The organism is Sphaerisporangium sp. NPDC051017 (genome assembly GCF_040683095.1).
Lineage (GTDB): Bacteria > Actinomycetota > Actinomycetes > Streptosporangiales > Streptosporangiaceae > Sphaerisporangium.
On record NZ_JBFBCI010000029.1, the window covers coordinates 20,373 to 45,879 of the forward strand.

Below are 25,507 nucleotides of genomic sequence, written 5' to 3' on the forward strand. Positions count from 1 at the left end.
GTCCGGCGCTATCCGGAGTGGGTCAGGCCTTGAGCACGAATTCGCGCTGCTTGATGCTAACCTTCACCTGCTTCAGCTCCTCCAGCGCCTCGGCGAGGTACTGGGCGAACCGGTCGAAGATGGCGTGGCCCTTCTCCTCGGTGGCGCGGAAGGGGTTGCCGATGATCCCGTGTTCGGCCATCTCCTGGTGGTCCATCGGGAAGTAGAAGTACTCGTAGCCCTTGAAGGCGGCGTCCGGGCTGGCGTCGTCCTTCTTGAACGACTCGGGCAGCCAGTGCGGGGCGTGCCCGCGGGCGTCGACGGCGCGGTCGAGCTTCACGTTCTCCCGCTTGTAGGCCATCATGATCGAGGTCTCCTGCTCACTGGCGTGCCAGCCCGGAGTCTCCTCGGGGGTGTTCTCCATAAGGTCCTCGATGATGCCGAGGTAGCGCTCGCCGTAGGGCTTGAACATGCCGACCAAGGCGCCGGTCTCGTAGCGCAGGTGCCGGAAGACCGAGTCGGTCACCTTGGTGTTCGAGGTGTGGCCGTTGACGAAGATCAGCCGGTTGAAGCCGTGGTGGATCAGCGATCGGGCCGTGTCGTAGATGACTCGGCGCACCGTCTCACCGCGGAAGGTGATGGTGCCCATCCCGTTCTCGGGCTCGCGCAGGTGCTGGGGGCTGTAGCCGGTCCAGATCGGCGGGGCGTAGAGCACGCCGGCGATGTCGGCAGCGCGCCGACACACCTCCTGGGCGTTGTAGATGTCGGTGCCGATCGGCAGGTGCGGGCCGTGCATCTCGACCGAGCCCAGCGGGATGATGATCGTGTCGTTTGTCTTGAGGTACTCCTGGATGTCCGGCGGCGCCAGGTCGCTGAGCAGTCGCGAATGTAGTTGGATCATGGCAATACACTCCTGATCGGATGGAGCGGGCGGCCGGATGCGGCTCCCGCGCGGCGGCCGAGCCGCGAAGTCGGCCCAGCCGGTGGTCTCAGAGCTGGGGCTTGACGAGGATCTTGCCGTTGGTGCGACGCTTGGTCTCGTCGACGGCGGCGACGAGCTTCTCCAGTGGGAACCGGTGGGTGACCGCGTTCTCCATGCTGATGGCGCCCGAGGCCATCAGCGCGATCACGTTCGGGAAGTCCCAGGACCCGGAGTGGCCGACGGTGCCGTGGATCTGTCCGCCCGTGAGCATCAGGCGGATCGAGTTGAAGGTCGTGGGCCGGGCGTCCATGCCGACGATCACGATCTTGCCGCCGACCGCCAGGGAGTCCTCGACTGCGTTGATCACCGCGTTGAAGTTGCCGGTGGCTTCGACGACCATGGCTGCGCCGACACCCTTGGTCGCCTCGGCGATCACGTCGGCGGCGTTCTCGGCCGCCGGGTCGATGACGCGGGTGGCGCCCAGCGCGGCAGCGAGGTCGCGGCGCTCGGCGATCATGTCGACCGCGAAGACCTGGGAGGCTCCTGCGGCCTTGGCCAGGGCGACCGAGGCGAGGCCGATCGGTCCGCCACCGAAGACGGCGACGACGCCACCGGGCTTGAAGCCGCCGGCCCGGGTGAACATGCCCTCGTAGGCGACGCTGGTGGGCTCGGTGAGCGCGCCGACCTCGAGTGCCTTCTCCTCGCTGCCGTACCGCTGCAGCACGCCGTCGAGCGACCAGCAGTACCGGGAGTCGACCTTGACGTACTGGGCGAAGCCTCCGTCGAGGGTGAAACCGAGGTCTTCGATGTAGCCGCACTGGTTCCAGTAGCCGCCGCGACATTCGCGACAGCGCCCACACCACTGGATCTCCTCGACGGCGACGAGTTCGCCCTCACGCAGGCCGGTCACCTCGCGGCCCACGGCCACCACCTTGCCGGCGAACTCGTGACCGGTGATCACCGGCGCCTTGAGGTGGTACGGGAGCAGCAGGTAGCCCTCGTCGTCGGTCTCGAACATGTGGACGTCCGAGCCGCACAGGCCGCAGGCACCCACCTGGACCACTACCTCGGTCGGCCCGGGCGCGCCCGGGTCGGAGACCTCCCGGAAGTCCACGGCCGGGTTGCGGTACGCCTCGTTGGCGTTCGCCGCCCACTGCCGCTTCGCATCGGCCTCAGAGATCCGCGCACCTGGGCGCGGCGCCCACTCGGCCTCGAGTACCACTGCCTTCATCTCGACTCCTGACTGGTGGTCACGGTCTCTGGCTCAGACGGCGACAAGGATCTCGTCGGCGCTCAGCTCGGGGTTGCCCTCGACGGCCTCCTCCGGGGTCTGGGCCCCGGTGACCACTGCGCGCAGGGCCGCGGTGATCGCGGTCGGGTTCTTGTGCTGGAAGATGTTGCGTCCGACCGACGTGCCGACCGCGCCCACCGAACGGGCGGCCGCGACCTTGCGCAGCAGTTCGAGGTCGGACTCCCGGGAGCCGCCGGCCACGATCACCGGGGTGCCCGGGACGCAGTCGACGATCGGCGCGAACTGCTCGGGCGAGCCCAGCCAGTTGGTCTTGACCACGTCGGCGCCCAGCTCCACACACAGCCGGGCCGTATGCTTGAGGTAAGCGAGGCCCCACTCGCTCTGGTAGTCCTTGCCGTCCGTATAGTAGGCGTTCGGGAATTCCGCCTCGGCGACGAACGGAAGGTCGTACTCGCGACAGGCCTCGCCGATCCGCCCGGCGAGCTCGATCATGTCCGGCTTGTTCTCGGGAGCGAACGGCAGCAGCGCGACGACGCCGTCGACGCCGAGCTTGGCACAGTGCTCGACGGAGGCGATCAGTCGCTCCTGGTGCGGCTTCTCGCCGCGGGTCGCCGTGGAGGTGATCTTCGCGACGATGCCGACCTCGGGCGACTCGGCGATCACCGGCGACATCGTCTGCAGCAGCCCCGCCGACAGGAAGGCGCACGTCGCGCCGCCGTCGCGAACCTTGCGGTACATGCCGATCGGGTCCTCGATGCCCGGCATGACCTCAGGGGTGCTCGTGCCGTGCGAGAAGGCGAACATGACGGTGGAGTTGGTGACGGGGTCGATGATCCGCCGGAGCCGCAGATCCTTGCCGATGCCCATGAATTCCTCTTCCTGGTTCAGTACAGCTGTGTCAGGTGGTGACGGCGTCGCACGGACGGGCCGCGCCGTCGGCCGCCCCGGAGCCGACGAGCAGGTCGTCGACGATCCGGTCGATGAAGCGGGGGTCGTTGATGTGCCATGGCAAGGTGATCAGCTCGACCTGGGGCTGGAGCCCCTCACGCAGATCGTCGAGGAACGCCGTGTCGGCCTCGGGATCCCAAAAGGGGCCGCCCGGTGCATCCGGGATCGACAGGCCCCCGGTCGGGACGTAGACCGTGACGGGACCCGTGGCGAGGTTGGCCTTGCGGGCGAACTCCTTGCCGAGGGTCGCTGCCTCGTCGCGGGTCAGCCGGACGAGCGTCAGCTCGGGGTTGTGGCCGAAGTACACCCGGCCGGGGAACTCCTGCTCGGCGTCCTCCAACCGCCCGCAGGTGATGAAGTCGAGGCAGCCGGGCACGAGGACCTGTCGAACCCCCCGGCGTCCGGCGGTCTCCATGCGCTCCGGCCCCGGATCCATCAGACCGCCGACGAGGTGGCCGGCCAGCTCCGTCGTGGTGAAGTCCAGGACGATGTCGACCTTGCCGGAGGCGACCGCGTCCTCTAGTGCCCGTCCGCCCACTCCGTTCGCGTGGAAGGCGACGAACGAGTAGCCGGCCGCCTCGAGACGCTCCCGGCCACGCATGAGCGCGGGAGTGGTGTTTCCGTTCATCGACGCCGCGATGGTCGGCGAGGTCCGTTCGGCCCATGGCGGTTCCGCGCCGACGTGACGGGCGGCGCCCACGATGTATCCCGCCGCCGACCGGTAGACCCCGCTGGTCACCGAGTTGACCCCGATGATGTCGGCGACCGAGTGGAGAACCGCGACGTCCTTGATGCCAACGTAGGCCTCGAAGGTCCTGCCGCCGGAGGCCAGCGGCGAGATGATCAGTTTCGGGAAGCCGAGCGGGAGCCGTTGGAAGGCAGGACCGGCGATGTGCGTGCCCGCGCCGCCCATGCAGACGGCCCCGTCGACCGAACGCTCGGCGACCATCCGCTCCAGCAGGGCCGTGACGCCGGCTCGGAGCGCGGACACCGCCTCACCACGGGGAAGAGCGCTGATCGCGGCGCTCGTGCTGCCTGCTGCAGCGGCGACCTGTTCCTGGTCGATGAAGGTGCGCCGGGCGATCACATCCGCCGAGGGGCGTTCGGTCAACCGAGCAGACGTGTCCATCAGAACAGCGGTCGCGCCCTGGGCCTCGATCTCGTCGGCGAGCACTCCGAGCTCTTCGGCCTTCGTGTCGAAGGTTCCGATGACGACCACCACTGTGGGGGAACCGGCGCGGCGAACGTCGGGGCGCCGGGAGGGGCTGTTCATGGTCGTGGACAGTAAGCCATCAACACCGAACAACGCAACGGTCTGAGGCGATATTTGTTTGGTTCTCCGAACGGTAGAGGCCATATGAGCGGTTCGCTGAATGCTTTCGGCGATGGCCGACCTCCTCGCCGAACCGGTCCCGGCGAAGCCACCACCGAGTGGGCGTCGAGGCGGCGCGACGGACCCGCCCGCTGGCGCAGGTCACGAGCTTGCGCCCCGCCACACTGTGGATCACCCGTGGCCAATCCTGATAATCGATCGGCAAACCGAACGGGCTACTCGATACCTCGACGACCGGCATTCAGGGCCGAACACCCGCTCACACACGAGTTACGTTCGGAGAGCCGAACGTTCGGGTCTAGACGGGACGGTGCGGCGCCCGTAGAGTCGCCGTCACAAGTTCACATCGGGCCGCACGAGCCCGAGCGGAAGAGACTCGCCCACGACGACGACGTCGGGCGGGCGCCGGAGGAGCAAGAACCCCGCCAATCTCTCAGGCACCTACACCGCTCAAGGCCAGGCCACTCTGGAAAGCAGGCGCCCGACGCGCCTCGCCCACGGTGAAAGCCGGACCGTGCCCTCGGCACGTCGGTGAATCTCTCAGGCCAACGACAGAGGGGGCTCCCGCACCGGCACCCGCCGGGCGCGATTTTTGGGAGCCCTCATGACGTCCTTCGCACGCCGTCACATCGGCCCGTCCGAGTCGGATCAGCGCAAGATGCTCGCCGAGTGCGGCTTCGGCGACGTCGACGAGCTCGTCGACGCCGCAGTCCCTCCGGCGATCCGCACCTCTCAGCCGTTGGCCCTGCCCACCGCGGTGTCCGAGGCCGAGGCCACCCGTGAGCTCCGCGAGATCGCCGCAGCCAACGCCGTGCTCCCCTCGATGATCGGGCTCGGCTACCACGACACCGTGACCCCCGCGGTGATCCGGCGCAACGTGCTGGAGAACCCCGCCTGGTACACCGCGTACACCCCATATCAGCCAGAGATCTCCCAGGGCCGGCTCGAGGCGCTGCTGAACTTCCAGACCGCCGTGGCGGACCTGACCGACCTGGACACCGCGAACGCGTCGATGCTCGACGAGTCGACCGCGGTCGCCGAGGCCGTGCTGCTGATGCGGCGGACGTCGAAGTCCCGGTCGAACCGGCTGCTGCTCGACGCGGAGTGCCTGCCCCAGACGATCGCGCTCGTGCGGATGCGAGCCGAGGCCGTCGGCATCGACATGGACGTGCGCGACCTGGCCGGCGACCTGGCCGGCGACCTGCCCGACGACGTGTTCGGGGTCGTCGTGCAGTACCCCGGCGCGTCCGGAGCGCTGCGCGAGGACTCGTTCTACCGCCGGCTCGGCGAGTACGCGCACGCCCAGGACGCCAAGTACACGATCGCCGCGGATCTCCTCGCCCTCACACTCGTCCGCTCCCCCGGCGACCTGGGTGCCGACATCGCCTGCGGCACCACCCAGCGCTTCGGCGTCCCCCTCGGCTACGGCGGCCCGCACGCGGGCTACCTCGCCGTCCGCAACGGCCTCGAGCGTTCCCTCCCAGGCCGGCTGGTCGGCGTCTCCGTCGACGCCGCCGGGCATCCGGCCTACCGCCTCGCCCTGCAGACCCGCGAACAGCACATCCGCCGCGACCGGGCCACTTCCAACATCTGCACCGCTCAGGTGCTGCCGGCCGTGCTCGCCGCGTCGTACGCGGTCTACCACGGGCCCGAGGGACTGCGAGCGATCGCCGAGCAGGTGCACGGCCACGCCACCGCGTTGGCCACGGCGCTGCGCCGGGCGGGCACCGAGGTCGTGCACGACGGCTTCTTCGACACCGTCCTGGTCCGTGTCCCCGGCCGGGCCGACCAGGTCCTCGCCGCCGCTCGCCGGGCCGGGGTCAACCTCGGTCGCGTGGATGCCGACCACGTCCGCGTCGCCTGCGACGAGACGACCACGACGCCACTGGTCGCCACCGTGATCAGCGTCGTCGGCGAGGGTGCACCCGAGCAGGCCGGCGGCACCACGACCGCGGCGACCGACACGATCGGACTCCCGCCTTCACTCCTGCGCGAGACGGACTACCTGACCCACGAGGTCTTCCACGCGCACCGGTCCGAAACGGCGATGCTGCGCTACCTGCGCCGGCTCTCCGACCAGGACTTCGCCCTCGACCGCGGCATGATCCCGCTGGGCTCATGCACGATGAAGCTCAACGCCGCCGCCGAGATGGAGCCGATCAGCTGGACGGAGTTCGCCCGGCTGCACCCCTTCGCCCCCGCCTCGGACGCGGCCGGCTACCGGCGACTGACCGACGAACTCCGCGCCTGGCTGGCCGAGATCACCGGCTACGACTCGGTGTCGCTGCAGCCCAACGCCGGCAGCCAGGGCGAGCTGGCCGGGCTGCTGGCCATCCGCGCCTACCACCGCTCGCGCGGGGAGACCGGGCGTGACGTGTGCCTGATCCCCTCGTCGGCGCACGGCACGAACGCGGCATCGGCGGTCCTGGCCGGGATGCGGGTCATCGTCGTCGACTGCCAGGACAACGGCGACGTCGACCTCGACGACCTCGCCGCCAAGGTCACCGAGCATGCCGACCGGCTCGCGGCGATCATGGTCACCTACCCCTCCACCCACGGCGTCTACGAAGAGGGCATCGGTCGAATCGCCGAACTCGTCCACGACGCCGGCGGCCAGGTCTACGTCGACGGGGCCAACCTCAACGCGCTGGTCGGGCTGGCCCATCCGGGACGCTTCGGCGGCGACGTCTCCCACTTGAACCTGCACAAGACCTTCTGCATCCCGCACGGCGGCGGTGGCCCGGGAGTCGGCCCGGTCGCCGCGCGTGCCCACCTCGCTCCCTTCCTCCCGAACCACCCCCTGACCGGCGACGCCGGCCCCGACTCCGGCATCGGACCGGTCTCGGCGGCGCCGTTCGGCTCGGCCTCGATCCTGCCGATCTCCTGGGCCTACGTCCGAATGATGGGCGCCGAGGGCCTGACCGCGGCCACCAAGGTCGCGGTGCTCTCGGCCAACTACCTCGCCCGGCGGTTGGGCGGCCACTTCCCGGTGCTCTACACCGGCCGCTCCGGTCTGGTGGCCCACGAGTGCATTCTCGACCTGCGTGAGCTGACCAGGGAGACCGGCGTGACCGTCGAGGACGTGGCCAAGCGCCTGATCGACTACGGATTCCACGCCCCGACGATTTCGTTCCCCGTCACCGGCACCCTCATGATCGAGCCGACCGAGAGCGAGCACCTCGGCGAGCTCGACCGGTTCTGCGCGGCGCTGATCGCCATCCGGCGCGAGATCGACCTGGTCGCCTCCGGAGAGTGGGCGCTCGAGGACAGCCCCCTGCGGAACGCACCGCACACCGCCGAACTGCTGGCCGGTGAGTGGACGCTGCCCTACGACCGCGAGACCGCGGTCTTCCCCGACGGGGTCTCGCCCCGGCACAAGTACTGGCCTCCCGTGCGGCGCATCGACGGTGCCCGCGGGGACCGCAACCTGGTCTGCTCCTGCCCCCCGGTCGAAGCCTTCCAGGGCTGAGCGCGGCCTTCACCGACCCTGATCGTCGACGTGCACGGCCGACCGGAAACGGTCGACGTCGTCGCCCTGCCCTTCTCCAAGCGTTCCTCCTGAAAGGACACGACATGCCAACTCCCGACGACCTGCGCTACACCGAGCAGCACGAGTGGGTCCGCGCCGACGTCGACACGCTCACCATCGGCATCACCGACTTCGCCGCCGAGGCGCTCGGTGACATCGTCTACATCCAGCTCCCCATGGTCGGCGACACCGTCAAGACCGGCGACGCCTGCGGCGAGATCGAGTCGACCAAGTCGGTCAGCGACCTGTTCGCACCGGTCACCGGCACCGTGACCGAGGTCAACACCGCCCTCGGCGACTCCCCCGAGACCGTGGGCACCGATCCCTACGGCGACGGCTGGCTCTTCCGGGTCACCCCGGACGACAGCGGACTCGACGGCCTTCTCGATGCAGCCGCCTACCGCCGGCTCACCCAGGGAGGCTGACGTGATCCCACAACTGCTCGCCCCGCTCAAGCAGATCGATCCCGAGGTCGCGAAGGCCGTCGAGGCCGAGCTCGACCGACAGCGCGACACACTCGAGATGATCGCGTCGGAGAACTTCGCGCCCACGGCGGTACTCGAGGCCCAAGGCTCTGTCCTGACCAACAAGTACGCCGAGGGCTACCCCGGCCGGCGCTACTACGGCGGCTGCGAGCATGTCGACGTCATCGAGCGGCTCGCCATCGACCGGGCCAAGAAGCTGTTCGGCGCGGAGTACGTCAACGTCCAGCCGCACTCCGGTGCCCAGGCCAACGCGGCCGCGATGGCTGCCCTGCTCACGCCGGGCGACCGGATTCTCGGGCTCGACCTCGCGCACGGCGGGCACCTCACTCACGGCATGAAGATCAATTTCTCGGGCCGGCTGTACGCGGTGTCGTCGTACCACGTCGACCGTGAGACCGGACTGATCGACATGGCCGAGGTCGAGAAGGTGGCGCTGGCCGACCGGCCAAACCTGATCATCGCGGGTTGGTCGGCCTACCCGCGGCACCTCGACTTCGCCGAGTTCCGCAGGATCGCCGATGCGGTCGGGGCTCTGTTGCTCGTCGACATGGCCCATTTCGCCGGCCTGGTCGCCGCTGGTCTGCACCCGAACCCGGTCCCCTTCGCCGACGTCGTCACGACCACGACGCACAAGACCCTCGGCGGGCCCCGTGGCGGGTTGATCCTCGCCAAGCAGGGTTTCGCGAAGAAGCTCGACTCCGCGGTGTTCCCCGGGCAGCAAGGGGGACCGCTCGAGCACGTCGTGGCGGCCAAGGCCGTGGCCCTGCGCATCGCCGGCTCTCCCGAGTTCACCGAGCGTCAGCGGCGCACCTTGGACGGCGCTCGAATCCTCGCCGACCGGCTGAACCGCCAGGACTGCGCCGACGCCGGTGTCCGGGTGCTCACCGGTGGGACCGACGTGCACCTCGTGCTCGTCGACCTCGTCGAATCCGAGCTCACCGGCAAGGAAGCCGAGGACAGGCTCCACGAGGTGGGGATCACCGTCAACCGCAACGCCGTGCCGTTCGATCCGCGCCCGCCCATGGTCACGTCCGGGCTACGCATCGGCACTCCGGCCTTGGCGACGCGCGGCTTCGAAGCCGACGACTTCCGCGAGGTCGCCGCCATCATCGCCGAGACCCTGCTTCCCGGTTACGACGCCGCCCACGGCGCGGCCCTGCGTGCCCGGGTCGACGGCCTCACCGCCCGCAGGCCGCTGTACCCCGAGCCCCGGCCGACCAGGTAGCGGGCGTCACCAGGTGGCGGCCATCAGGTGGTAGAGCAGCAGGAGCTGGACGATGGCGAGCGGCCGGCTCCGCTCACCCCCGCCGAGATCGCCCAGACTCTGGGGCGGATCGCCGGCGTCCACGCCGAGCCACGACCAGATGGCCTTCTGCACCACCTGGCTCTCCTCGGCGGCCGCGTACCCGTGGACGTGCAGGGCGTCGACGGGCCGCCCGTCCTCGTCCCTGCTGAGCTTGAGATGGATCGCCCGCCGCTCGTTGTCGGCGAGGACCCCGCTCAGATCCGGGTGCCGGATCGTCGGCCGCAGGACCAGCTCCGCCGACAAGGGCGTACCCGGCGGGTCGTGACGGCCGGCGATCGGCGCGAACCGGACGATGATGTCGGCGAACCTGCGCTGGGGGCGGATGAACTCCGCCGACTCCGGCTCCCGGCGCTCCAGCTCGGCGAGCACCTGCTCAGTGGTGTAGCCTCGCTTGCTCGTGTCACGCTGGACCTTCCATTCCCGGCGGATCTCCTCCGGCGGATCGAGGTAGAGGGTGACGTCGAAGCACGCCCGGCTCAGCTTGGTGTGCAGGGGCAACAGCCCCTCGACGAGGATGAACTCGCGGGGTTCGACCAGTTCGGGCCGGGTGAGCAGGCCGGTGCTGTGGTCGTAGACCGGTTTGAGTATCGGCTGGCCGGTCGCGAGTAGTTGCAGATGCTGCTCCATGATCTCGATGTGGTTGCACTCCGGGTGCAACGCGGTGAACGGCAGCCCCTTGCGTTCCTGGCGGTCGTAGCGGTGGTAGTCGTCGACGCCGATCGTGGTCACCCGATCCGCTCCGAGCACCTTGGCCAGCCCCGCCGTGATCGTGGTCTTGCCGGCCGCGCTGTCACCGGCGACGGCGACCATGACGGGGCGCCGGAGCGGCGACGGCCCGCCGGTCCGCCGCATGCGTATCACCTTGTCCGGCACGTGTTTCCCCATTCCGGCCTCGAACGGACCTGGTCGAGCGCGGTCCGCACCAACGCGGGGACCGAGAATCCAAGTTCGGCGTACACGACCTCGCCGGGCGCGCTGGCGCCGAAGCGCCGCAGCCCGAAGACCGTGTCGCCGGCACGGGCCAGTGCGCGCCACCCGTGCGGCACACCGGCTTCGATCCAGATCACCGGGCAGTCGGGGAGCAGTTCCGAGCCGGCGTCGAGCGCCTCCTCGAACCGCTCTCGCCAGGCCACGGACAGCACGCGTACGGACACCTCGCTGCCGGCCAGTTCGGCCGCCGCGGCAAGCGCGAGGGCCACCTCGGACCCGCTGGCGACGATGGCCACGTCAGGTCGCTCGGAGCCGTCCAGGACGATCCGGGCGCCTTGGCCGGCGATCGCGCCGGCGGGCGCCGGGGGGAGCACGGGCAGGCTCTGCCGGCTGAGCACCAGCACGGTCGGACCGTCGTCCCTCCGCAAGGCGAGCTGCCAGCAGGCGGCGGTCTCGTTGGCGTCGGCGGGGCGCAGCACCGCGAGGCCCGGTACGAGCCGCAGAGATTCCAGTTGCTCGACGGGCTGGTGGGTGGGACCGTCCTCGCCGACCACGATCGAGTCATGGGTGAAGATGAAGATCACGGGTAGTTTCATCAAGGCGGCCAGGCGCACCGCCGGGCGCATGTAGTCGGAGAACACCAGGAACGTGCTCCCGTACGGGCGCAGTCCTCCGTGCAGCGCGATCCCGTTGAGCGCGGCCCCCATGGCATGCTCGCGGATTCCGAAGTGCAACGTACGGCCGCCGTAGACTCCGCGCCGCACGTCCGCCGACCCGGGAATGGTCGTGTTGGTGGACGCCGCCAGGTCCGCCGATCCGCCGACGAGCGCCGGGTAGCCCGCTGCGATCGCGGCGAGCACCGCACCGGAGGCCGCACGCGTCGCCATCGTGCCGCCCGGCTGGAAGACCGGCAGCAGCGTGTCGAGGCCGGCGGGCGTGCCCGGCTTCGCCGAGGGGTCCCACTCGGCGGCGAGCCCGGGGTGGGCCTCCGCCCAGTTCGCGCGTTCCTTCTCCCACGCCAGCCTGACCGCCCGGCCGTGAGCGGCCAGGGACCGGCACCGTTCCGCGACCTCGCCCGGCACGTGGAATCTCTCCTCGGGCCATCCCGCCGCCGCGCGTGCCGCCGCCAGCTCCTCTTCGCCGAGGGGGGCGCCGTGGACACCGCTGGTGCCTGCCATCGTCGGCGCGCCGTAGCCGATCGTCGTGCGTACCGCTATCAGGCTGGGCCTGCTCTCGTCGGCGACGGCCTCGGCGAGCGCGGCCGCGACCGCGTCGGCGTCGTTGCCGTCGCGTACGCGCGACGCCTGCCATCCGTAGGCGGCGAACCGGCCGAGTACGTCGTCCGTGCAGGACAGGCCGGCGGGGCCGTCGATGGTCGTGTCGTTGTCGTCGTAGATCACGATCAGCCGGCCCAGCCCGAGGTGCCCGGCGAGCGAGGCCGCCTCGTGGCTGATGCCCTCCATGAGATCGCCGTCGCCGGCCAGCACCCACGTGCGATGCCCGACCACGGTGTGGTCGTCGATGTTGGCGCGCTCGGCGAGCATGCGCTCGGCGAGGGCCATGCCGACCGCGTTGGCCAGCCCCTGGCCGAGAGGCCCGGTGGTGGTCTCGACACCCGGAGTGTGACCGTACTCGGGGTGCCCGGGTGTCTTCGACTCCCACTGGCGGAACCGGCGCAGCTCGTCCAGCGGCAGGTCGTAGCCGAACAGGTGCAGCAGCGCGTACAGCAACATCGACCCGTGTCCGGCGGAGAGGACGAACCGGTCCCGGTCCGGCCACGCGGGATCGGAGGGATCATGCCGGAGGAACCTCGACCACAGCACCCAAGCCGGGACCGCGGCGCCCATCGGCAACCCGGGGTGACCACTGCGGGCGGCCTGCACGGCGTCCGCGGCGAGCATGCGGACAGTCGTTACCGCCAGGGTGTCGACATCGTCGAAGCCAGGTGTCCGGCCCGTCCCGGCGCCGGCGTGGCCGGCGAGGAGCCCCGTCGCGGACGCGTTCATGCCGACCGAAGCCGGGGGAAGCCGTCGGCCACGACCGAGGGGAGGACGTGGTGCCGCAATTCGGCGATGGACATTCTCAGACCTCCATGTCGTCGAGTAAGCCGACGGTAGGTCTGGGCACCGCCACAAGAATCCCCCGCACGGGGGTACCTTGGGGGGAAATGGGTGATTTGCGATCGCTTTTTCCCTGGTAGGTATGGATACTCTCCATTTATGGAACCCAAGCCGCTTCGCCTTGTGGTGGTCGATGACCATGAGATGGTGATCGAAGGGCTCAAAGCGGTCCTGTCCCGCTTCCAGGAACGGGTACGCATCATCGGACAGGCCGTCAGCGCCGACAGCGCAGAGCCGCTGATCGCCGAGCTCGACCCCGACGTGGTGGTCACCGACGTACGGCTGCGCGGCCTGACCAGCGGCCTCGACCTGTGCAGGCGCCTCATCGAGGCCGATCCGGCACGCAGGGTCGTGCTGCTCAGCGCCTACGACGACGAGCAGTACCTCTTCCAGGCGCTGCGCGCCGGTGCGGCGGGTTACCTGCTCAAGTCGATCGACGGAGAGGGACTGGTACGCCACCTGGAACTGGTGGCGTCGGGAGAGACGGCGGTCGACCCGACCATGGCGGGAAGAGCGGTGGCCTCCGCCGCGCGCCTGCAGGCGGGAGAGTTCTGGCCCGGTGCCCGCCTCAGCCTCACCCAGCGGGAGAGCGAGGTTCTCGGGTTCCTGGTGGCAGGGCTGTCCAACCGCGCCATCGCCGGTCGGCTGGTCCTCGGCGAGGAGACGGTCAAGAGCCACGTTCGGGCGATCTTCCGCAAGCTAGAGGTGAACGACCGGGCCGGCGCGGTCGCGGTCGCGCTGAGGGAAGGCATCTTCCAATGATCCAGAGCCTTGGGCTGGCCGACCCGGAACGGGAGAACGCCCTGCTGATCGGCATCGTCGAAGCGATCTCGGCCGGGCCGGAACTGGCGCTGCTCGCGGCGAAGGTGGTGCCTCTGATCACCGCCGCGACGGCCACCGATGTCTGCTTCCTCCATGTGCTCGACGACTCCGACCGTTCGCTCACCCTGGTCGGCGCGACGCCTCCGTTCGACCGGGAGGTGGGCCAGATCCGGCTCCCGCTCGGTGAGGGGGTCACCGGGTGGGCGGCGAGCCACGGAAGGCCGGTGGTGATCGTCGACCACAAGGAGAACGATCCCCGCTACCGGTACTTTCCCCAGCTGCGCGGTCAGGACTACACGTCCATGGTCTCCGCGCCCATGGCCAGCAGCCCCGGCGGGCTCGTCGGCGTGCTGAACGTGCACACCCGGGCCCGCCGCGATTTCACCGAGCGTGACGTCCGGCTGCTCACCTCGATCGGGAGCCTGATCGCCGGCGCGATCCACCAGGCCCGGCTGCACCGCCGGCTGGCCGCGCGCGAACGCGCGCACGAGCGGTTCACCGAGCAGGTCATCGCGGCGCAGGAGGCGGAGCGGCGCCGTCTGGCCGCCGACATCCATGACGGCATCACGCAGCGGCTGTGCAGCCTGCGCTTCCATCTCAACGCGGCGCACGACGCCCTCTCCGACGCGTCGGAGTTCGCCGCCGCCCAGCTCGTCCACGCCCGCCGGCTGGCCGACCTCACCTTCGACGAGGCCCGCGCGGCGATCAACGGCCTGCGCCCTCCGGTCCTGGACGATCTCGGGCTCGCCGACAGCCTGGCCAGCCTGGCCCGTTCGATCGCCGAGGTCCATGTGATCGTCGACGCCGACGAATGCCCACTGCCCGAGCACGTGGAGATCGCCCTCTACCGCATCGCGCAGGAGGCTCTCCAGAACGTCGTCAAGCACGCCCAGGCCAGCATCGTCTGCCTGAGGCTTCACCGTGTCAGCGATGCGGTGATGCTCCAGGTGACCGACAACGGACGCGGGCTCGCCGCCGGATCGTTGCCGCTTTCATCGGACAGGGCCGGCGGCGAGCCCACCGGCGGTGGGTACGGGATGACCAGCATGACCGAGCGCGCCGAACTCATCGGCGGCCACCTGGAGGTGCGGTCCCACCCCGGCAGGGGCACGACGGTCAGCGCCCGCGTTCCCATCCCGTAGAGATCAACCGATCAGTCCGGCCAGACCGTCGTGGGCGCTGAACTCCGGGTGTACGGCAAGGGCGCCGGTGAAGTCCTGGTTCCTGGTGTAGTCGTTGGTCACCACGACGCAGCGGAGCCCGGCGGCGAGCGCGGCGCGCAGGCCGTTCTCCGAGTCCTCGACGGCCAGAGCCCGGCCCGGCGGCAGGTCGAGCCGGGCGAGCACCTCACGGTAGACGGCCGGGTCCGGTTTGAGTTCCGGCACCTCGGTACCGGTCACCACGACCGCGAACGTCCCCGGGTCGAAGGTCCGGGCCAGCAGCGGCCGGACCCACTCACCCGTACCGGTGGTCGCGACGGCGAGCGTCACACCCGCCGTCGCGAGCTCGCCGATCAGCTCGCGGACTCCCGGGCGCGGGGGAACGCCGCCGCTCTCCACGAGGTCACGGAATCGCGCGGTCTTGTCCGCGTGCAGGGAGGCGGCCAGTTCCGCCGCCTCCCCCACGCCGTGTCCGCGACCCTCCAGGAACATCGTCAGCCGGCGGCGGCCTCCGGTGACGCGCAGCAGCCGGCCGTACTCCTCGGCGTCCCAGCGGTACGGCAGGCCGGCGGCGGCGAAGGCGTCGTTGAAGGCGATCCGGTGACCGTCCCGCTCGCTGTCGACCAGGGTGCCGTCGACGTCGAAGACGACCGCCGAACACCACGCCGGCAGGTCAGACGACCCGCTCGTATTCCAGCTCATCGGTGTACTTCCCCTCCAGAGCGGCGGAGTTGCAACCGACCCGGTGGGCCAGCGCCCGCTGGCCGTCGGCCACCCGGTCGGCGCGCCCTCGCCAGGCGGCGAGCGCGGGATCGACGAGCGCCCGCCCGAAGGAGAACGTCAGCGGCCAGGGCGCCTCTTGACCGTGCATCGCGTTGAGGTTGGCCGTGGCCTGAGCGGCGCCCTGCCCGCCGGACAGGAACGCGATCCCGGCGACAAGGTCGGGGATCACCGTGCGCAGCGTCCCCACCGTCGACCGGGCGACGTGCTCCGGTGTGACCGTCTGGCCCGAGTCCTTGCCGGGCACCACCATGTTGGGCTTGAGCACGATGCCGTCGAGCCGCACCTCGAAGTCGAGCAGCTCGGCGACGACCTCCCCCAGCGTCATCGAGGTGGCGGAGGCGCAGTGGCTCACCTGATGGGTCCCGTCCATGAGCACTTCGGGCTCGACGATCGGCACGATGCCCGCCTCATGGCACAGGGCGGCGTACCGGGCCAGCGCGTGGGCGTTGGCCCGCCGTGCACGATAGCTCGGCCGGCCGTCGCCGATGGCGATGACCGCCCGCCATTTGGCGAAACGGGCGCCGAGGGCGGCGTAGCGGGCCAGCCGCTCGCGCAGCCCGTCCAGGCCCTCGGTCACCGTCTCCCCCGGGGTACCGGCGAGAGGCTTGGCACCGGTGTCCACCTTGATGCCGGGCAGGATGCCGGCTTCGGCGATGCCCACCGGGAACGGGCGCCCGTCGGAGAACGACTGCCCGAAGGTCTCGTCGCAAAGGATCACACCACTGACTCCCACCGCGAGCCCGGGAGTCGTCACGAGCATCTCCCGGTAGGCGCGGCGATTCTCCTCGGTCGGGGCCACGCCGGCCTTCTCCAGCCGGGAGGACATCGTGCCGATGCTCTCGTCCGCGGCGAGGATCCCCTTCCCGGGGGCCACCATCGCCGCGGCGGTACGAACCAGCTCATTCACCTCAGACACTTGCCGATCTCCCTTGACACGAGTACGCGTAATGGTGGTCATCCGACGGCGGCGGCGGGCTCCCGCCGGTGGTAGTCGACGACGCTGTAGGCGGTGAGCCGATCGAGCTTGTGCTCGCTGGACACGAATCGCACGGTCCCGCTGCGGGCACGCATGACCAGCGACTCGGTGCGCACCCGGTCGGGGCCGTAGCGCACGCCGCGCAGCAGTTCCCCGTCGGTGACCCCTGTCGCGGCGAAGAACGCGTCCTCGCCCGCGACGAGGTCGCCGGTGGTGAGCACCCGCTCCAGGTCGTGCCCGGCGTCGAGCGCCCGGGCCTTCTCCCCGTCGTCGAGCGGCCTCAGCCTGGCCTGTATCACCCCGCCGAGACACTTGATCGCGCACGCGGTGATGATCGCCTCCGGCGCGCCGCCGACGCCGAGGAGGAGGTCGACTCCGGAGAACTCCTGGGCCGCCGTGATCGCGCCGGCGACGTCCCCGTCGGAGATGAACTTGATCCGCGCCCCGGCCGCGCGTATCTCACGGGCCAGCCGTTCGTGCCGTGGCCGGTCGAGGACGCATACGGTGACGTCCTCGGGCGCGCCGCCCTTGGCCTTGGCCACCGCGCGCACGTTGTCCGCGACCGGAGCGCGGATGTCGACGACGTCCGCGGCGGCCCGCCCGGTGACGAGTTTGTCCATGTAGAAAACGGCGGACGGGTCGAACATCGACCCGCGCGGACTGACGGCGATCACGGAGATCGCATTGCCCATCCCCTTCGCGGTCAGCGTGGTCCCGTCGATCGGGTCGACGGCCACGTCACAGGCCGGACCACGGCCGTCGCCGATGACCTCGCCGTTGAAGAGCATGGGAGCGTCGTCCTTCTCCCCCTCTCCGATGACCACCACACCGCGTACGGGGAGGGTGCCGGTCATCGCGCGCATGGCGTCGACCGCGACCCGATCCGCGTCGTGCTTGCTGCCCCTGCCGACCCAGCGCCCGGCCGCCATCGCCGCGGATTCGGTGATCCGGACGAGGTCGAGCGCGAGATTACGATCCGGCGCGGCGCGATCGGCGTTCTGGTCCCGGTCGTCCGCACGCCTGTCTTCCACATCCCACCTCCCGGATCCGACACCGTCTCGGTGACGGCGTCTGTTGACCAGGACGATAGGGATGAAACGGCCCAGCCGGCTTCCCCCCGTAGGTGGAACGAGAGGGGGAGCCGCGGTCGACCATACGGGGGATCCGGCTACCGGATTCGTCCGTAGCGCTCCGGCCTTCAGGACTCTGTTGGCTAATACGCGTTGTCATGCGGTGATCGCCTGCCGTAACCCGATGAAGTGTGAGGTGCGAGTCCACCCCAGGGGCGTCCTGGTCAGCCACGTGTCGAGACGGACCAGGTTGATCGCGGAAGCCGTCAGCACGCTTGGCCGAGACGTCAGTCCGGGTTAGCTTCGTAGCCCATGCACTGCCCTACGATCAGGACTCACCACGAAGGAGACGTCGTATGGGACGGTTAAGCCGCAGAAACTTCGTCACGCTGTCCGTAAGCGCCGCCGCAGGCGCGGTGATGGCACCGGGAATCCAAACCGGCACGCCAGCCGAGGCCGCCGCGGCGACCACGGGCACGATCACCGATGTGAAGCACGTGGTCATCCTGATGCAGGAGAACCGCAGCTTCGACCACTACTTCGGGACCCTGAAGGGAGTACGCGGCTTCGGCGACCGCAGCGCCATCACGACCGGCACCGGCAGCTCGATCTTCCGCCAGCCCAACGGCACCGGGTGGCAGTACCCATGGAAGATGAGCAGCACCCTTCCCGCGGGCGGCGCGGACCCCAACAACATGGCTCAGTGCAACGGGCAGTTAGCGCACAGCTGGTCATCGCAGCACGCGGCGTGGAACACGGGCAAACTTGACAACTGGATCTCAGGAGTCGGCAACGTCCGCACGATGGGCTACCTCGACCGAAGCGACATTCCATTTCACTTCGCGCTCGCCGACAACTACACCATCTGCGACGCCTACTTCTGTTCGGCGCTGAGCGCGACCGGACCCAACCGTACCTTCCTGTGGAGCGGCAAGATCGACGCGAACAGCAAGGACGGCGGCGATGAGTCGGGGCTGACCTGGCAGACCTACGCCGAGGCGCTGCAGAACGCCGGGGTGACATGGAAGGTCTACCAGCGGTCCAGCGACAACTTCGGAGACAACGGCTTGGCCTACTTCCGGCAGTTCACGAGCGCTTCGCCGGGCAACCCCCTCTACGATCGCGGCATGGCCTCGGTGCCTGGCACGAAGCCCACGCACGAGGCGATCGCCGACGCCATCAGGGCCGACGTCGTCAACGGCACGCTCCCGCAGGTCTCCTGGGTGGTCGCCAACGAGGCGTTCTCCGAGCACCCCTCCGCCCCTCCCCGCGACGGCGCGCATTTCGTCAACCTCGTGATCCAGGCCCTCAACGCTGACGCAAGCGTCTTCAACTCGACCGTGCTGTTTCTCAACTACGACGAGAACGACGGCTGCTTCGACCACGTGCCGCCTCCGGTTCCCCCGAGCGGCACCACGGACGAGTTCCTCAGCGGCGTACCGATCGGGCTGGGCTTCCGCGTACCCATGCTGGTGATCTCGCCGTGGACCCGTGGCGGCTGGGTGAGCTCGGAGGTCTTCGACCACACCTCCGTCATCCGGTTCCTGGAACGGTGGACCGCGGCGCTCGGCAGGTCGGCAACCTGCCCCAACATCAGCGCGTGGCGCCGAAAGGTGGTCGGCGACCTCACCGGCGTCTTCGACTTCGCCTCGCCCGTGTACGGGCTGCCGCAGCTGCCCGGCACAAGCGTGATCACCCACGCCTACTGCAAGACGCTGCCCAACCCGACCCCGAGCACCAACGCCCTACCCGCACAGGAGCCCGGCACCCGGCCGGCCAGAGCCCTCCCCTACCAGCCCAACGGATACCTCGACCGGCTCGAGTTCGGCGCCAACAACCAGATCCTTGCCTGGTTCCAGATGGTGAACCAGGGCGCCGAGGCGACGCGCGCGGTCCATTTCTCGATCCACCCCAACGCGTACCGCAACCGCGACCCCTGGCAGTACACGGTCAACGCCGGCGGCACCGCAACCGACTACTTCAACATCGGGGCAGGCTACGGCTCAGGCCAATATGACCTGAGCATGGTCGGCCCGAACCGCTTCCTGCGCCGCTTCGTCGGCAACGCCACCACCGCCGGCAAGAACGCCTTCGTCAGCAGCTACTACGCGGTGGCATCCAACACCGGGAAGCAGGCGATCTGGTTCCGGATGAAGAACACATCAGCGTCAGCGATGACCTTCACCATCACGTCGAACCAGTACCGCACGGACGGCCCTTGGACCTACCCGGTGGGTGCCGGGCAGACCGTGGACGACTGGTTCAACGCCGTTGCGTACAACAACGGCTGGTACGACTTCACGATCACCGTCGACGTCGACCCGGCCTGGTCGCAGCGCTTCACCGGCCACATCGAGACCGGCATTCCCAGCCTATCCGGATGACCACCAATCGGGGCTGCCTCGCACGACATGCTCACGCGAGGCAGCCCCGATTGCGCGGCGCCCGCCTCCCGCAGTGGATCGCCGCCGTTCTGGCCAGCGACCTGGCCCAGTTGCACTCCTTCGCCAAGGCCTGCAACGCGATCTCGCCGCCGTTACCGCCGGACTAACACTGCCCTGAAGCTCGGGCGCAGGGACGGTACAAATAACGGCTGATCAAACGATCAAGGGAGCGACGCCAGATGACAACGGTGGGCCCGCCCCGGTTCCGGTCCCGGAAGTTCCTTGACCACCGTCACGCTGGACGGGTCGGCGCCCCGGCGCGGAAAGAAGGGCGCGGTGGAGGAAGCAGGAAGCCACCGAAGTGCCGCCGCGTGAGCATGCGCGGCACAGACGGAACCCCCGGCTTCAGCCCGGGGAGCGCGTCAAGGCCCACCGTTCATTCCCGGCCCCGGGTGACGCGCGAGCCTCCGGTTGGTGGCCTCGATCTGCGCCAGCGTGGTCCGGCGCAACCGCTCCACCTGCTCGGCGGTCAGCCGGTCGCAGGCACGGTCCCAGTGCAGCGCCACCCGCTCTCCCGGCTCCACGCCGGGCAGGAAAGTGCGCCCCTCGGCGGCGACGGCCGCCCGGTCCACCCGGGGTTCCGACAGGCCCAGCCTTCCGCCGTCCCAGGTGAGCCTCCGGTTGCGGACCACGACGTGGTCGCCGTCACGCTCCAGAACCGTCCCCCATCGGATGCGACAGTTGTCCAGCACGTGCAGCGGCTGCTCGAAGTGCAGCGGCCCGAGCAGCCGCGACCAGGGGTAGACGCCGAACACATGGAAGCAGTGGTTGGGTGCGGCCTCACCGACGAGCTCGGGGGTGAGGTGCTTCCAGTAGTGGCCGGCCTGCGGCTTGATGTGCGCCAGCAACGCATCGCCGAACTCCCCGGCGCCGACCGTGTCCCCCACGCCACCGCCCAGCCAGTACGCCTCGACGACACGGCGGTCGAGGGGATCGGCGACGCCCGCGAGCCTGGCCAGGATCTCGAGGTACGGCCAGGCGCCGTGGAAGCCGCGCGCGATCGCTCGGATCGCGCCCGCGTCGGCGCCGGTCGTCACGCAGTCCAGCAACGTCTCCGGACGCGCCGGGCCGCAGTAGCCGAGCTGGTTGGGCGCGTAGGCGTAGCGGGCGAAGAACAGCGCACCGGATCCAGCGGTCACCGCGCGCCCGCTCGGCCCACCAGCCGGGCCGCGTCGCGGTGCATGCGGCCGAAGTTGTAGTACGCCGCGCACGCCCCCTCCGGAGACACCATGCACGTCCCGATCGGGGTCTCCGGAGTGCAGGCGGTGCCGAACACCTTGCATTCCCACGGCTTGATGACGCCCTTGAGCACCTCCCCGCACTGGCAGGCCTTGGGGTCGGCGACGCGGATCCCCGGCATGTCGAACCGCAGCTCGGCGTCGTACTCCGCGAAGTCGCCATTGAGCTTGAGCGCGCTCTGCGAGATGAAACCCAGCCCACGCCACTCGAAGTGCGGCCGCAGCTCGAACACCCGGCCCATCAGGGCCAGCGCCTGCGGGTTGCCCTCCTCCTTGACCACGCGTCCGTACTGGTTCTCCACCTCGCAGCGGCCCTCGCGGATCTGCTTGAGCAGCATGGCGACCGCGGCGAGGATGTCCAGCGGCTCGAAGCCGGCCACCACGATCGGCTTGCCGTAGACCTCGGGGACGAACCTGTAGGGCCTGTTGCCGACCACCGTCGAGACATGGCCAGGACCGAGGAAGCCGGACAACCGCAGGTCGGGTGACTCCAGGATCGCCTTGAGCGGCGGGACGATCGTCACATGGTTGCAGAAGACGCTGAAGTTCTTCAGCCCCAGCTCGCGGGCGCGCACCAGGGTGACGGCGGTGGACGGCGCGGTGGTCTCGAAGCCGACGGCGAAGAACACGACCTGCTTGCCGGGGTTGTCGACCGCGATCCGCAGGGCGTCCAGAGGCGAGTACACGAACCGGACGTCCGCGCCTCGCGCCTTGGCCTCCAGCAGGCTGCCGCGGCTGCCCGGCACCCGCATCATGTCGCCGAAGGAGGTGAATATGACGTCGGGCCGCTCGGCCAGCCACATGGCGTCGTCCACCCGGCCCATCGGGATCACGCACACCGGGCAACCCGGCCCGTGCACCAGTTCCACCGACTCCGGTAGCAGGTGCTCGATGCCATGGCGGTAGATGGTGTGCGTGTGGCCGCCGCACACCTCCATGAACTTGTAGTGCTCCGATCCCGCCATGTCCGTGATGGCGGCCACCAGTGCGCGCGCGGCCGCGGGGTCACGGAACTCGTCGACGAAGCGCATCGGAACTTCCTCTCCGTAGTGCTCTTTGGTGGGGTCAGGCGATCGCCGAGGAATCGAACGCCTCGATCTCGTCGAGGTACGCCTGCCCAAGCTTTTCCATGGCGGCGAGGGTGAGCCGGGCCTCGGTCTCGTCGATCTTCGCCATGGCGAATCCCACGTGCACCAGCACCCAGTCACCCGCCCCGAGGCTCTGGCCGGCGACCAGTCGCACGCTGATGACGCGCCGCAGGCCGCTGACGTCGACCTTCGCGAGGTGCTGCCCGGCGTCGACGATCTCGACGACCTGGCCGGGGATCCCCAGACACATGTGACTGCCTCCTTCACACCGCGAGCGGAGCCCGCGGCGTCGTCCTCGTCTGATCAGCAGATGCGGGGCAGCGGATCGCCGACCAGCATGTCCACGATCCGGGTGCCGCCGAGACCGGTGCGCAGCGCGACGGTCGCGGCCAGCTGGTCGGTGATCTCCCCGACGGCCACGGCCCCGAGGCCGAGCGGGTGCTCCCGCATGGCCGCCAGCGCGGCGTCGGCCTCCTCGGGCGCCACGACCGCCACGAGCTTGCCCTCGTTGGCGACGTAGATCGGATCGATGCCGAGCATCTCGCAGGCGCCCAGCACCACCGGGGCCACCGGCAGGGCGAGCTCGTCGAGCACCACGCCGAGCCCGGTGTCCTGGGCAAGCTCGTTGCAGACCGTCCCGATACCGCCCCGCGTGGGGTCTCGCAGCCAGCGGGTGGAGGGCGCCGCCTCCAGCAGAGCCTCTGCCAAGCCGTTGAGCGGCGCGGTGTCCGACCGGATGTCGCCCTCGATTCCCAGATCACCGCGGGCGAGCATGACGGCCATCCCGTGGTCGCCGATCGACCCCGACAGGAGAACCCGGTCGCCCGCCCGTACCGCGCCGGCGGAGAGTGCCCGTCCAGGGGGGATGAGGCCCACGCCGGACGTGGTGATGAACAGGCCGTCGGCGGCGCCGGAGGCGACGACCTTGGTGTCGCCGGTCACCACCTCGACCCCCGCCGCCTGCGCCGCCTCGGCCATGTCCGCCGCGATCCGGCGCAGCTCGGCGATCGGGAAGCCCTCCTCGATCACGAACGCCGCCGAGATCCAGGACGGCCGGGCGCCCATCATCGACAGATCGTTGACGGTGCCGTGTACGGCCAGATGGCCGATCGAGCCGCCGGGAAAGCGCAGCGGGTGCACCACGAAGGAGTCGGTGCTGAAGGCCAGCTTCTCCCCGGACGGCAATGACAGCACCGCGCCGTCGCCGCGCTCCTCCAGCTCCCGGTTGCGGAAGGCCTCCACGAAGACGGCGTCGACGAGCGCGGCGGAGGCCTTGCCTCCCGCTCCGTGCGCCAGCGTCACGACCTCGTCGAGCAGCCGTGGCCGGCGGCGGCGGAACTCGTCGATCCGTTCCAGGACCTGATCCTCGCGGAACACCGGCCCGGTCCGCTGCCCGCCGGTCCTGTCGACCGTCCTGTCGACCGTCCTGTCGACCGTGGTGTCACCGATGCTCATCCGGGTCCCTCCCCTCCGGCCAGGCGGTGCTGCACCGCGGCCCATATCCGGTAGCCGAGCAGCGCCTGGGACTCCTGGATCCGGTGAACGCTCTGGGAGCGCACCACGAAGCAGAAGTCGACGCGGTCGTCGGTGGCGAACCGGCCGCCGTCGTAGCCGGCGAAGCCGATCGTGAGCAGCCCCCGGCGTTTCGCCTCGGCCAGCGCGAGCGTGAGATCGGCCGAGTTCCCGCTGGTGGACAGGGCCACCGCCATATCGTGCCCGCCCGAGTGCGCGATGATCTGCCGGGAGAACACCAGGTCGAAGCCGACGTCGTTGCCCAGCGCGGTGACCACCGCCTGGTCGGCGGCCAGCGACCACGCGGGCAGCGGCCTGCCGTGCGGGGGGCGTGAGAACAGGTCGGCCAGCGTGGCCGCGTCGGTCGAGCTGCCGCCGTTGCCGAACGTGTACATCCGCCCGCCGGCGGCGAACCGTTCGGCGATCATGTCGGCGGCGTCCGCGATCTGCCCGGCGCACTCCTGCAAGGTCGAGTGTTGCAGGGCGGCGCTCTCGGCGGCCTTCGCCCGCGCCGAGGCGGCGAGGTCGGCCAGCAATGACGTCGCGTCGTGCTCTTCGGCTTCGAGGAACGGGTAGAGGAAGCCGGTGCTCTCAGGGGTCATCACGCACCGTCCCCGTCGAGCCGGGTGATCGCCGAGCCGGCGTGCACGAGGATCAGGTCTCCCGCCTCCACCGGCTCCACGAGCAGGGTGTCCACGAGTTCCCGCCCCGTCGCGGTGCGCACCAGCGCCCTGCCGTCATCCGGCATCCGCGGTGAGATCACCTCACCGATCCTTCCTTCGTCGCCACAGGTGACGCACGTCTCCCCCTCGCACTCGGGGTCGGCCGGGGTGAGCAGCCCGGGATGCTCGAAGCAGACGTGGGTCAGCTCCCAGAGCAGGTGGTACAGCAGGACGAACCGGCCGGTCACCGGCAGCGCGGGGTCCGGGTCCTCCAGCCACAGCACGTGGTCGGCCGCGCCGGCCGGCGGCCGGGGGCCGTTGCCGATCCACACCGTGGCCGCCCCCCAGGCCTGCGCGCGGCGCATCATCGAGCACACCTCGGGGTCGGAGGCGGCGGCCACGGCCAGGATCACGTCTCCGGGCCGTACCGACACCCGGGCCATGGCGACCGGGTCGGGGCCGGTCACGGCGACCGCGGGCAGCGCTCGCTTTCCGACGACGACCGGGTGGACGAACTCCACCGCGACGTGGTGGGCGTGCGGCGCCCAGGACGGCGACACGCACCACAGCGTGGCGCCGGCGGCGAAGCGGCGGGCCAGGGCGAGCGCGGCGGCGGCGAGGTCGGCGGCCGACTCCTCGTCCAGTCCACCGGCGGCGATGACCGGGGCGGTGGGGGCGCTCATCGCGGTGCCGCCGAGGTCTCGGCGGGGCCCGGAGCCTCGATCAGTTCGTACTGCCGCATCAGGTCGAGCGTGGCCAGTGCGGACTCCTCGTCCAGCCGGGTCAGCGCGAATCCCGCGTGCACCAGGGTGTAATCGCCGACGCGGAGATCGGGAAGGTAGGCGAGGCACGCCTTCTTCGTCTCACCGGCGAAGTCGACACGCGCCATCGTCGTCCCGTTCTCCTCCCAGACCTCGACGATCCTGCCTGGAATGCCCAGACACATGG

23 protein-coding genes and 1 riboswitch are annotated in these 25,507 nt (G+C 70.0%); of the genes, 7 read left to right on the forward strand and 16 right to left on the reverse strand.

What is annotated here, in order from left to right; all coding sequences use genetic code 11:
• Positions 1-22 precede the first annotated feature (22 nt).
• From AB0M95_RS22715 to AB0M95_RS22730, 4 genes are all read right to left on the reverse strand, one after another.
• Positions 23-880: a creatininase family protein gene (locus tag AB0M95_RS22715; RefSeq protein WP_358525156.1), complete on the reverse strand. Its 858-nt coding sequence runs from the start codon at positions 878-880 to the stop codon at positions 23-25.
• 88 nt (positions 881-968) lie between these two features.
• Positions 969-2,132: a scyllo-inosose 3-dehydrogenase gene (gene iolM, locus AB0M95_RS22720; RefSeq protein ID WP_358525154.1), complete on the reverse strand. Its 1,164-nt coding sequence runs from the start codon at positions 2,130-2,132 to the stop codon at positions 969-971.
• 33 nt (positions 2,133-2,165) lie between these two features.
• Positions 2,166-3,020: a hypothetical protein gene (locus AB0M95_RS22725; protein WP_358525153.1), complete on the reverse strand. Its 855-nt coding sequence runs from the start codon at positions 3,018-3,020 to the stop codon at positions 2,166-2,168.
• Positions 3,021-3,051: 31 nt separating this feature from the next.
• Positions 3,052-4,374, reverse strand: a complete 1,323-nt coding sequence (locus tag AB0M95_RS22730) for a Tm-1-like ATP-binding domain-containing protein (RefSeq protein WP_363767868.1) — start codon at positions 4,372-4,374, stop codon at positions 3,052-3,054.
• Between the two features lie 516 nt (positions 4,375-4,890).
• Positions 4,891-4,999, forward strand: a riboswitch (glycine riboswitch).
• Positions 5,000-5,038: 39 nt separating this feature from the next.
• Here AB0M95_RS22730 and gcvP point away from each other — a divergent pair.
• The 3 genes from gcvP (at position 5,039) to glyA (ending at position 9,673) form a co-directional block, all read left to right on the forward strand.
• Positions 5,039-7,903 carry an aminomethyl-transferring glycine dehydrogenase gene (gene gcvP / locus AB0M95_RS22735; RefSeq protein ID WP_363767871.1) on the forward strand — a complete coding sequence of 955 codons (2,865 nt, stop codon included), beginning with the start codon at positions 5,039-5,041 and terminating at the stop codon, positions 7,901-7,903.
• Between the two features lie 104 nt (positions 7,904-8,007).
• Positions 8,008-8,388: a glycine cleavage system protein GcvH gene (gene gcvH, locus AB0M95_RS22740; RefSeq protein ID WP_363767874.1), complete on the forward strand. Its 381-nt coding sequence runs from the start codon at positions 8,008-8,010 to the stop codon at positions 8,386-8,388.
• A gap of 1 nt (position 8,389) precedes the next feature.
• Positions 8,390-9,673: a serine hydroxymethyltransferase gene (glyA, locus tag AB0M95_RS22745; protein ID WP_363767877.1), complete on the forward strand. Its 1,284-nt coding sequence runs from the start codon at positions 8,390-8,392 to the stop codon at positions 9,671-9,673.
• A gap of 6 nt (positions 9,674-9,679) precedes the next feature.
• On the opposite strand, the gene AB0M95_RS22750 is transcribed toward glyA, so the two are convergent.
• Both AB0M95_RS22750 and tkt read right to left on the reverse strand, forming a co-directional pair.
• The gene (locus AB0M95_RS22750; protein WP_358525142.1) at positions 9,680-10,606 is read right to left on the reverse strand and encodes a phosphoribulokinase; all 927 of its coding nucleotides are present in this window, start codon (positions 10,604-10,606) and stop codon (positions 9,680-9,682) included.
• Between the two features lie 5 nt (positions 10,607-10,611).
• A complete protein-coding gene (gene tkt / locus AB0M95_RS22755) occupies positions 10,612-12,690 on the reverse strand; it encodes a transketolase (RefSeq protein WP_363767880.1) in 2,079 nt (692 codons plus the stop codon).
• Positions 12,691-12,903: 213 nt separating this feature from the next.
• Between tkt and AB0M95_RS22760 the strand changes: the two genes are divergently transcribed.
• Positions 12,904-13,566, forward strand: coding sequence for a response regulator transcription factor (locus tag AB0M95_RS22760; protein ID WP_363767883.1), 663 nt, complete (start codon positions 12,904-12,906; stop codon positions 13,564-13,566).
• Positions 13,563-14,768, forward strand: coding sequence for a GAF domain-containing sensor histidine kinase (locus tag AB0M95_RS22765; RefSeq protein ID WP_363767886.1), 1,206 nt, complete (start codon positions 13,563-13,565; stop codon positions 14,766-14,768). The genes AB0M95_RS22760 and AB0M95_RS22765 overlap by 4 nt, the downstream gene beginning before the upstream one ends.
• A gap of 3 nt (positions 14,769-14,771) precedes the next feature.
• On the opposite strand, the gene AB0M95_RS22770 is transcribed toward AB0M95_RS22765, so the two are convergent.
• From AB0M95_RS22770 to glpX, 3 genes are read right to left on the reverse strand one after another with little or no spacing between them, the layout of a single operon-like run.
• Entirely contained in the window at positions 14,772-15,488 is a 717-nt protein-coding gene (locus AB0M95_RS22770) for an HAD-IA family hydrolase (RefSeq protein ID WP_363767888.1), read from the reverse strand.
• Positions 15,460-16,485, reverse strand: a complete 1,026-nt coding sequence (locus AB0M95_RS22775; protein ID WP_363767891.1) for a class I fructose-bisphosphate aldolase — start codon at positions 16,483-16,485, stop codon at positions 15,460-15,462. Before AB0M95_RS22775 ends, AB0M95_RS22770 begins: the two co-directional genes overlap by 29 nt.
• Positions 16,486-16,523: 38 nt before the next feature.
• On the reverse strand, positions 16,524-17,576 hold the full coding sequence (gene glpX / locus AB0M95_RS22780) for a class II fructose-bisphosphatase (RefSeq protein ID WP_363767894.1): 1,053 nt from the start codon (positions 17,574-17,576) through the stop codon (positions 16,524-16,526).
• Positions 17,577-17,971: 395 nt separating this feature from the next.
• On the opposite strand from glpX, the gene AB0M95_RS22785 reads away from it, so the two are divergent.
• Both AB0M95_RS22785 and AB0M95_RS22790 read left to right on the forward strand, forming a co-directional pair.
• Positions 17,972-19,999, forward strand: a complete 2,028-nt coding sequence (locus AB0M95_RS22785; RefSeq protein WP_363767897.1) for a phosphocholine-specific phospholipase C — start codon at positions 17,972-17,974, stop codon at positions 19,997-19,999.
• A complete protein-coding gene (locus AB0M95_RS22790) occupies positions 19,996-20,166 on the forward strand; it encodes a hypothetical protein (RefSeq protein ID WP_363767900.1) in 171 nt (56 codons plus the stop codon). Before AB0M95_RS22785 ends, AB0M95_RS22790 begins: the two co-directional genes overlap by 4 nt.
• A 255-nt stretch (positions 20,167-20,421) precedes the next feature.
• Here AB0M95_RS22790 and AB0M95_RS22795 read toward each other — a convergent pair whose 3' ends face one another.
• The 7 genes from AB0M95_RS22795 to AB0M95_RS22825 are packed head-to-tail and all read right to left on the reverse strand — an operon-like array spanning position 20,422 to position 25,505.
• Positions 20,422-21,198: a DUF6390 family protein gene (locus AB0M95_RS22795; protein WP_363767903.1), complete on the reverse strand. Its 777-nt coding sequence runs from the start codon at positions 21,196-21,198 to the stop codon at positions 20,422-20,424.
• On the reverse strand, positions 21,195-22,328 hold the full coding sequence (gene hypD, locus AB0M95_RS22800) for a hydrogenase formation protein HypD (RefSeq protein ID WP_363767906.1): 1,134 nt from the start codon (positions 22,326-22,328) through the stop codon (positions 21,195-21,197). Before hypD ends, AB0M95_RS22795 begins: the two co-directional genes overlap by 4 nt.
• Before the next feature lie 34 nt (positions 22,329-22,362).
• A complete protein-coding gene (hypC, locus tag AB0M95_RS22805) occupies positions 22,363-22,635 on the reverse strand; it encodes a HypC/HybG/HupF family hydrogenase formation chaperone (protein WP_363767909.1) in 273 nt (90 codons plus the stop codon).
• A gap of 53 nt (positions 22,636-22,688) precedes the next feature.
• A complete protein-coding gene (gene hypE / locus AB0M95_RS22810) occupies positions 22,689-23,840 on the reverse strand; it encodes a hydrogenase expression/formation protein HypE (protein WP_363767912.1) in 1,152 nt (383 codons plus the stop codon).
• On the reverse strand, positions 23,837-24,499 hold the full coding sequence (locus AB0M95_RS22815) for an SIS domain-containing protein (RefSeq protein WP_363768038.1): 663 nt from the start codon (positions 24,497-24,499) through the stop codon (positions 23,837-23,839). Before AB0M95_RS22815 ends, hypE begins: the two co-directional genes overlap by 4 nt.
• A complete protein-coding gene (locus AB0M95_RS22820; RefSeq protein WP_363767915.1) occupies positions 24,499-25,242 on the reverse strand; it encodes a HypC/HybG/HupF family hydrogenase formation chaperone in 744 nt (247 codons plus the stop codon). The genes AB0M95_RS22815 and AB0M95_RS22820 overlap by 1 nt, the downstream gene beginning before the upstream one ends.
• Positions 25,239-25,505, reverse strand: a complete 267-nt coding sequence (locus AB0M95_RS22825) for a HypC/HybG/HupF family hydrogenase formation chaperone (RefSeq protein WP_358525308.1) — start codon at positions 25,503-25,505, stop codon at positions 25,239-25,241. The genes AB0M95_RS22820 and AB0M95_RS22825 overlap by 4 nt, the downstream gene beginning before the upstream one ends.
• Positions 25,506-25,507: the final 2 nt, after the last annotated feature.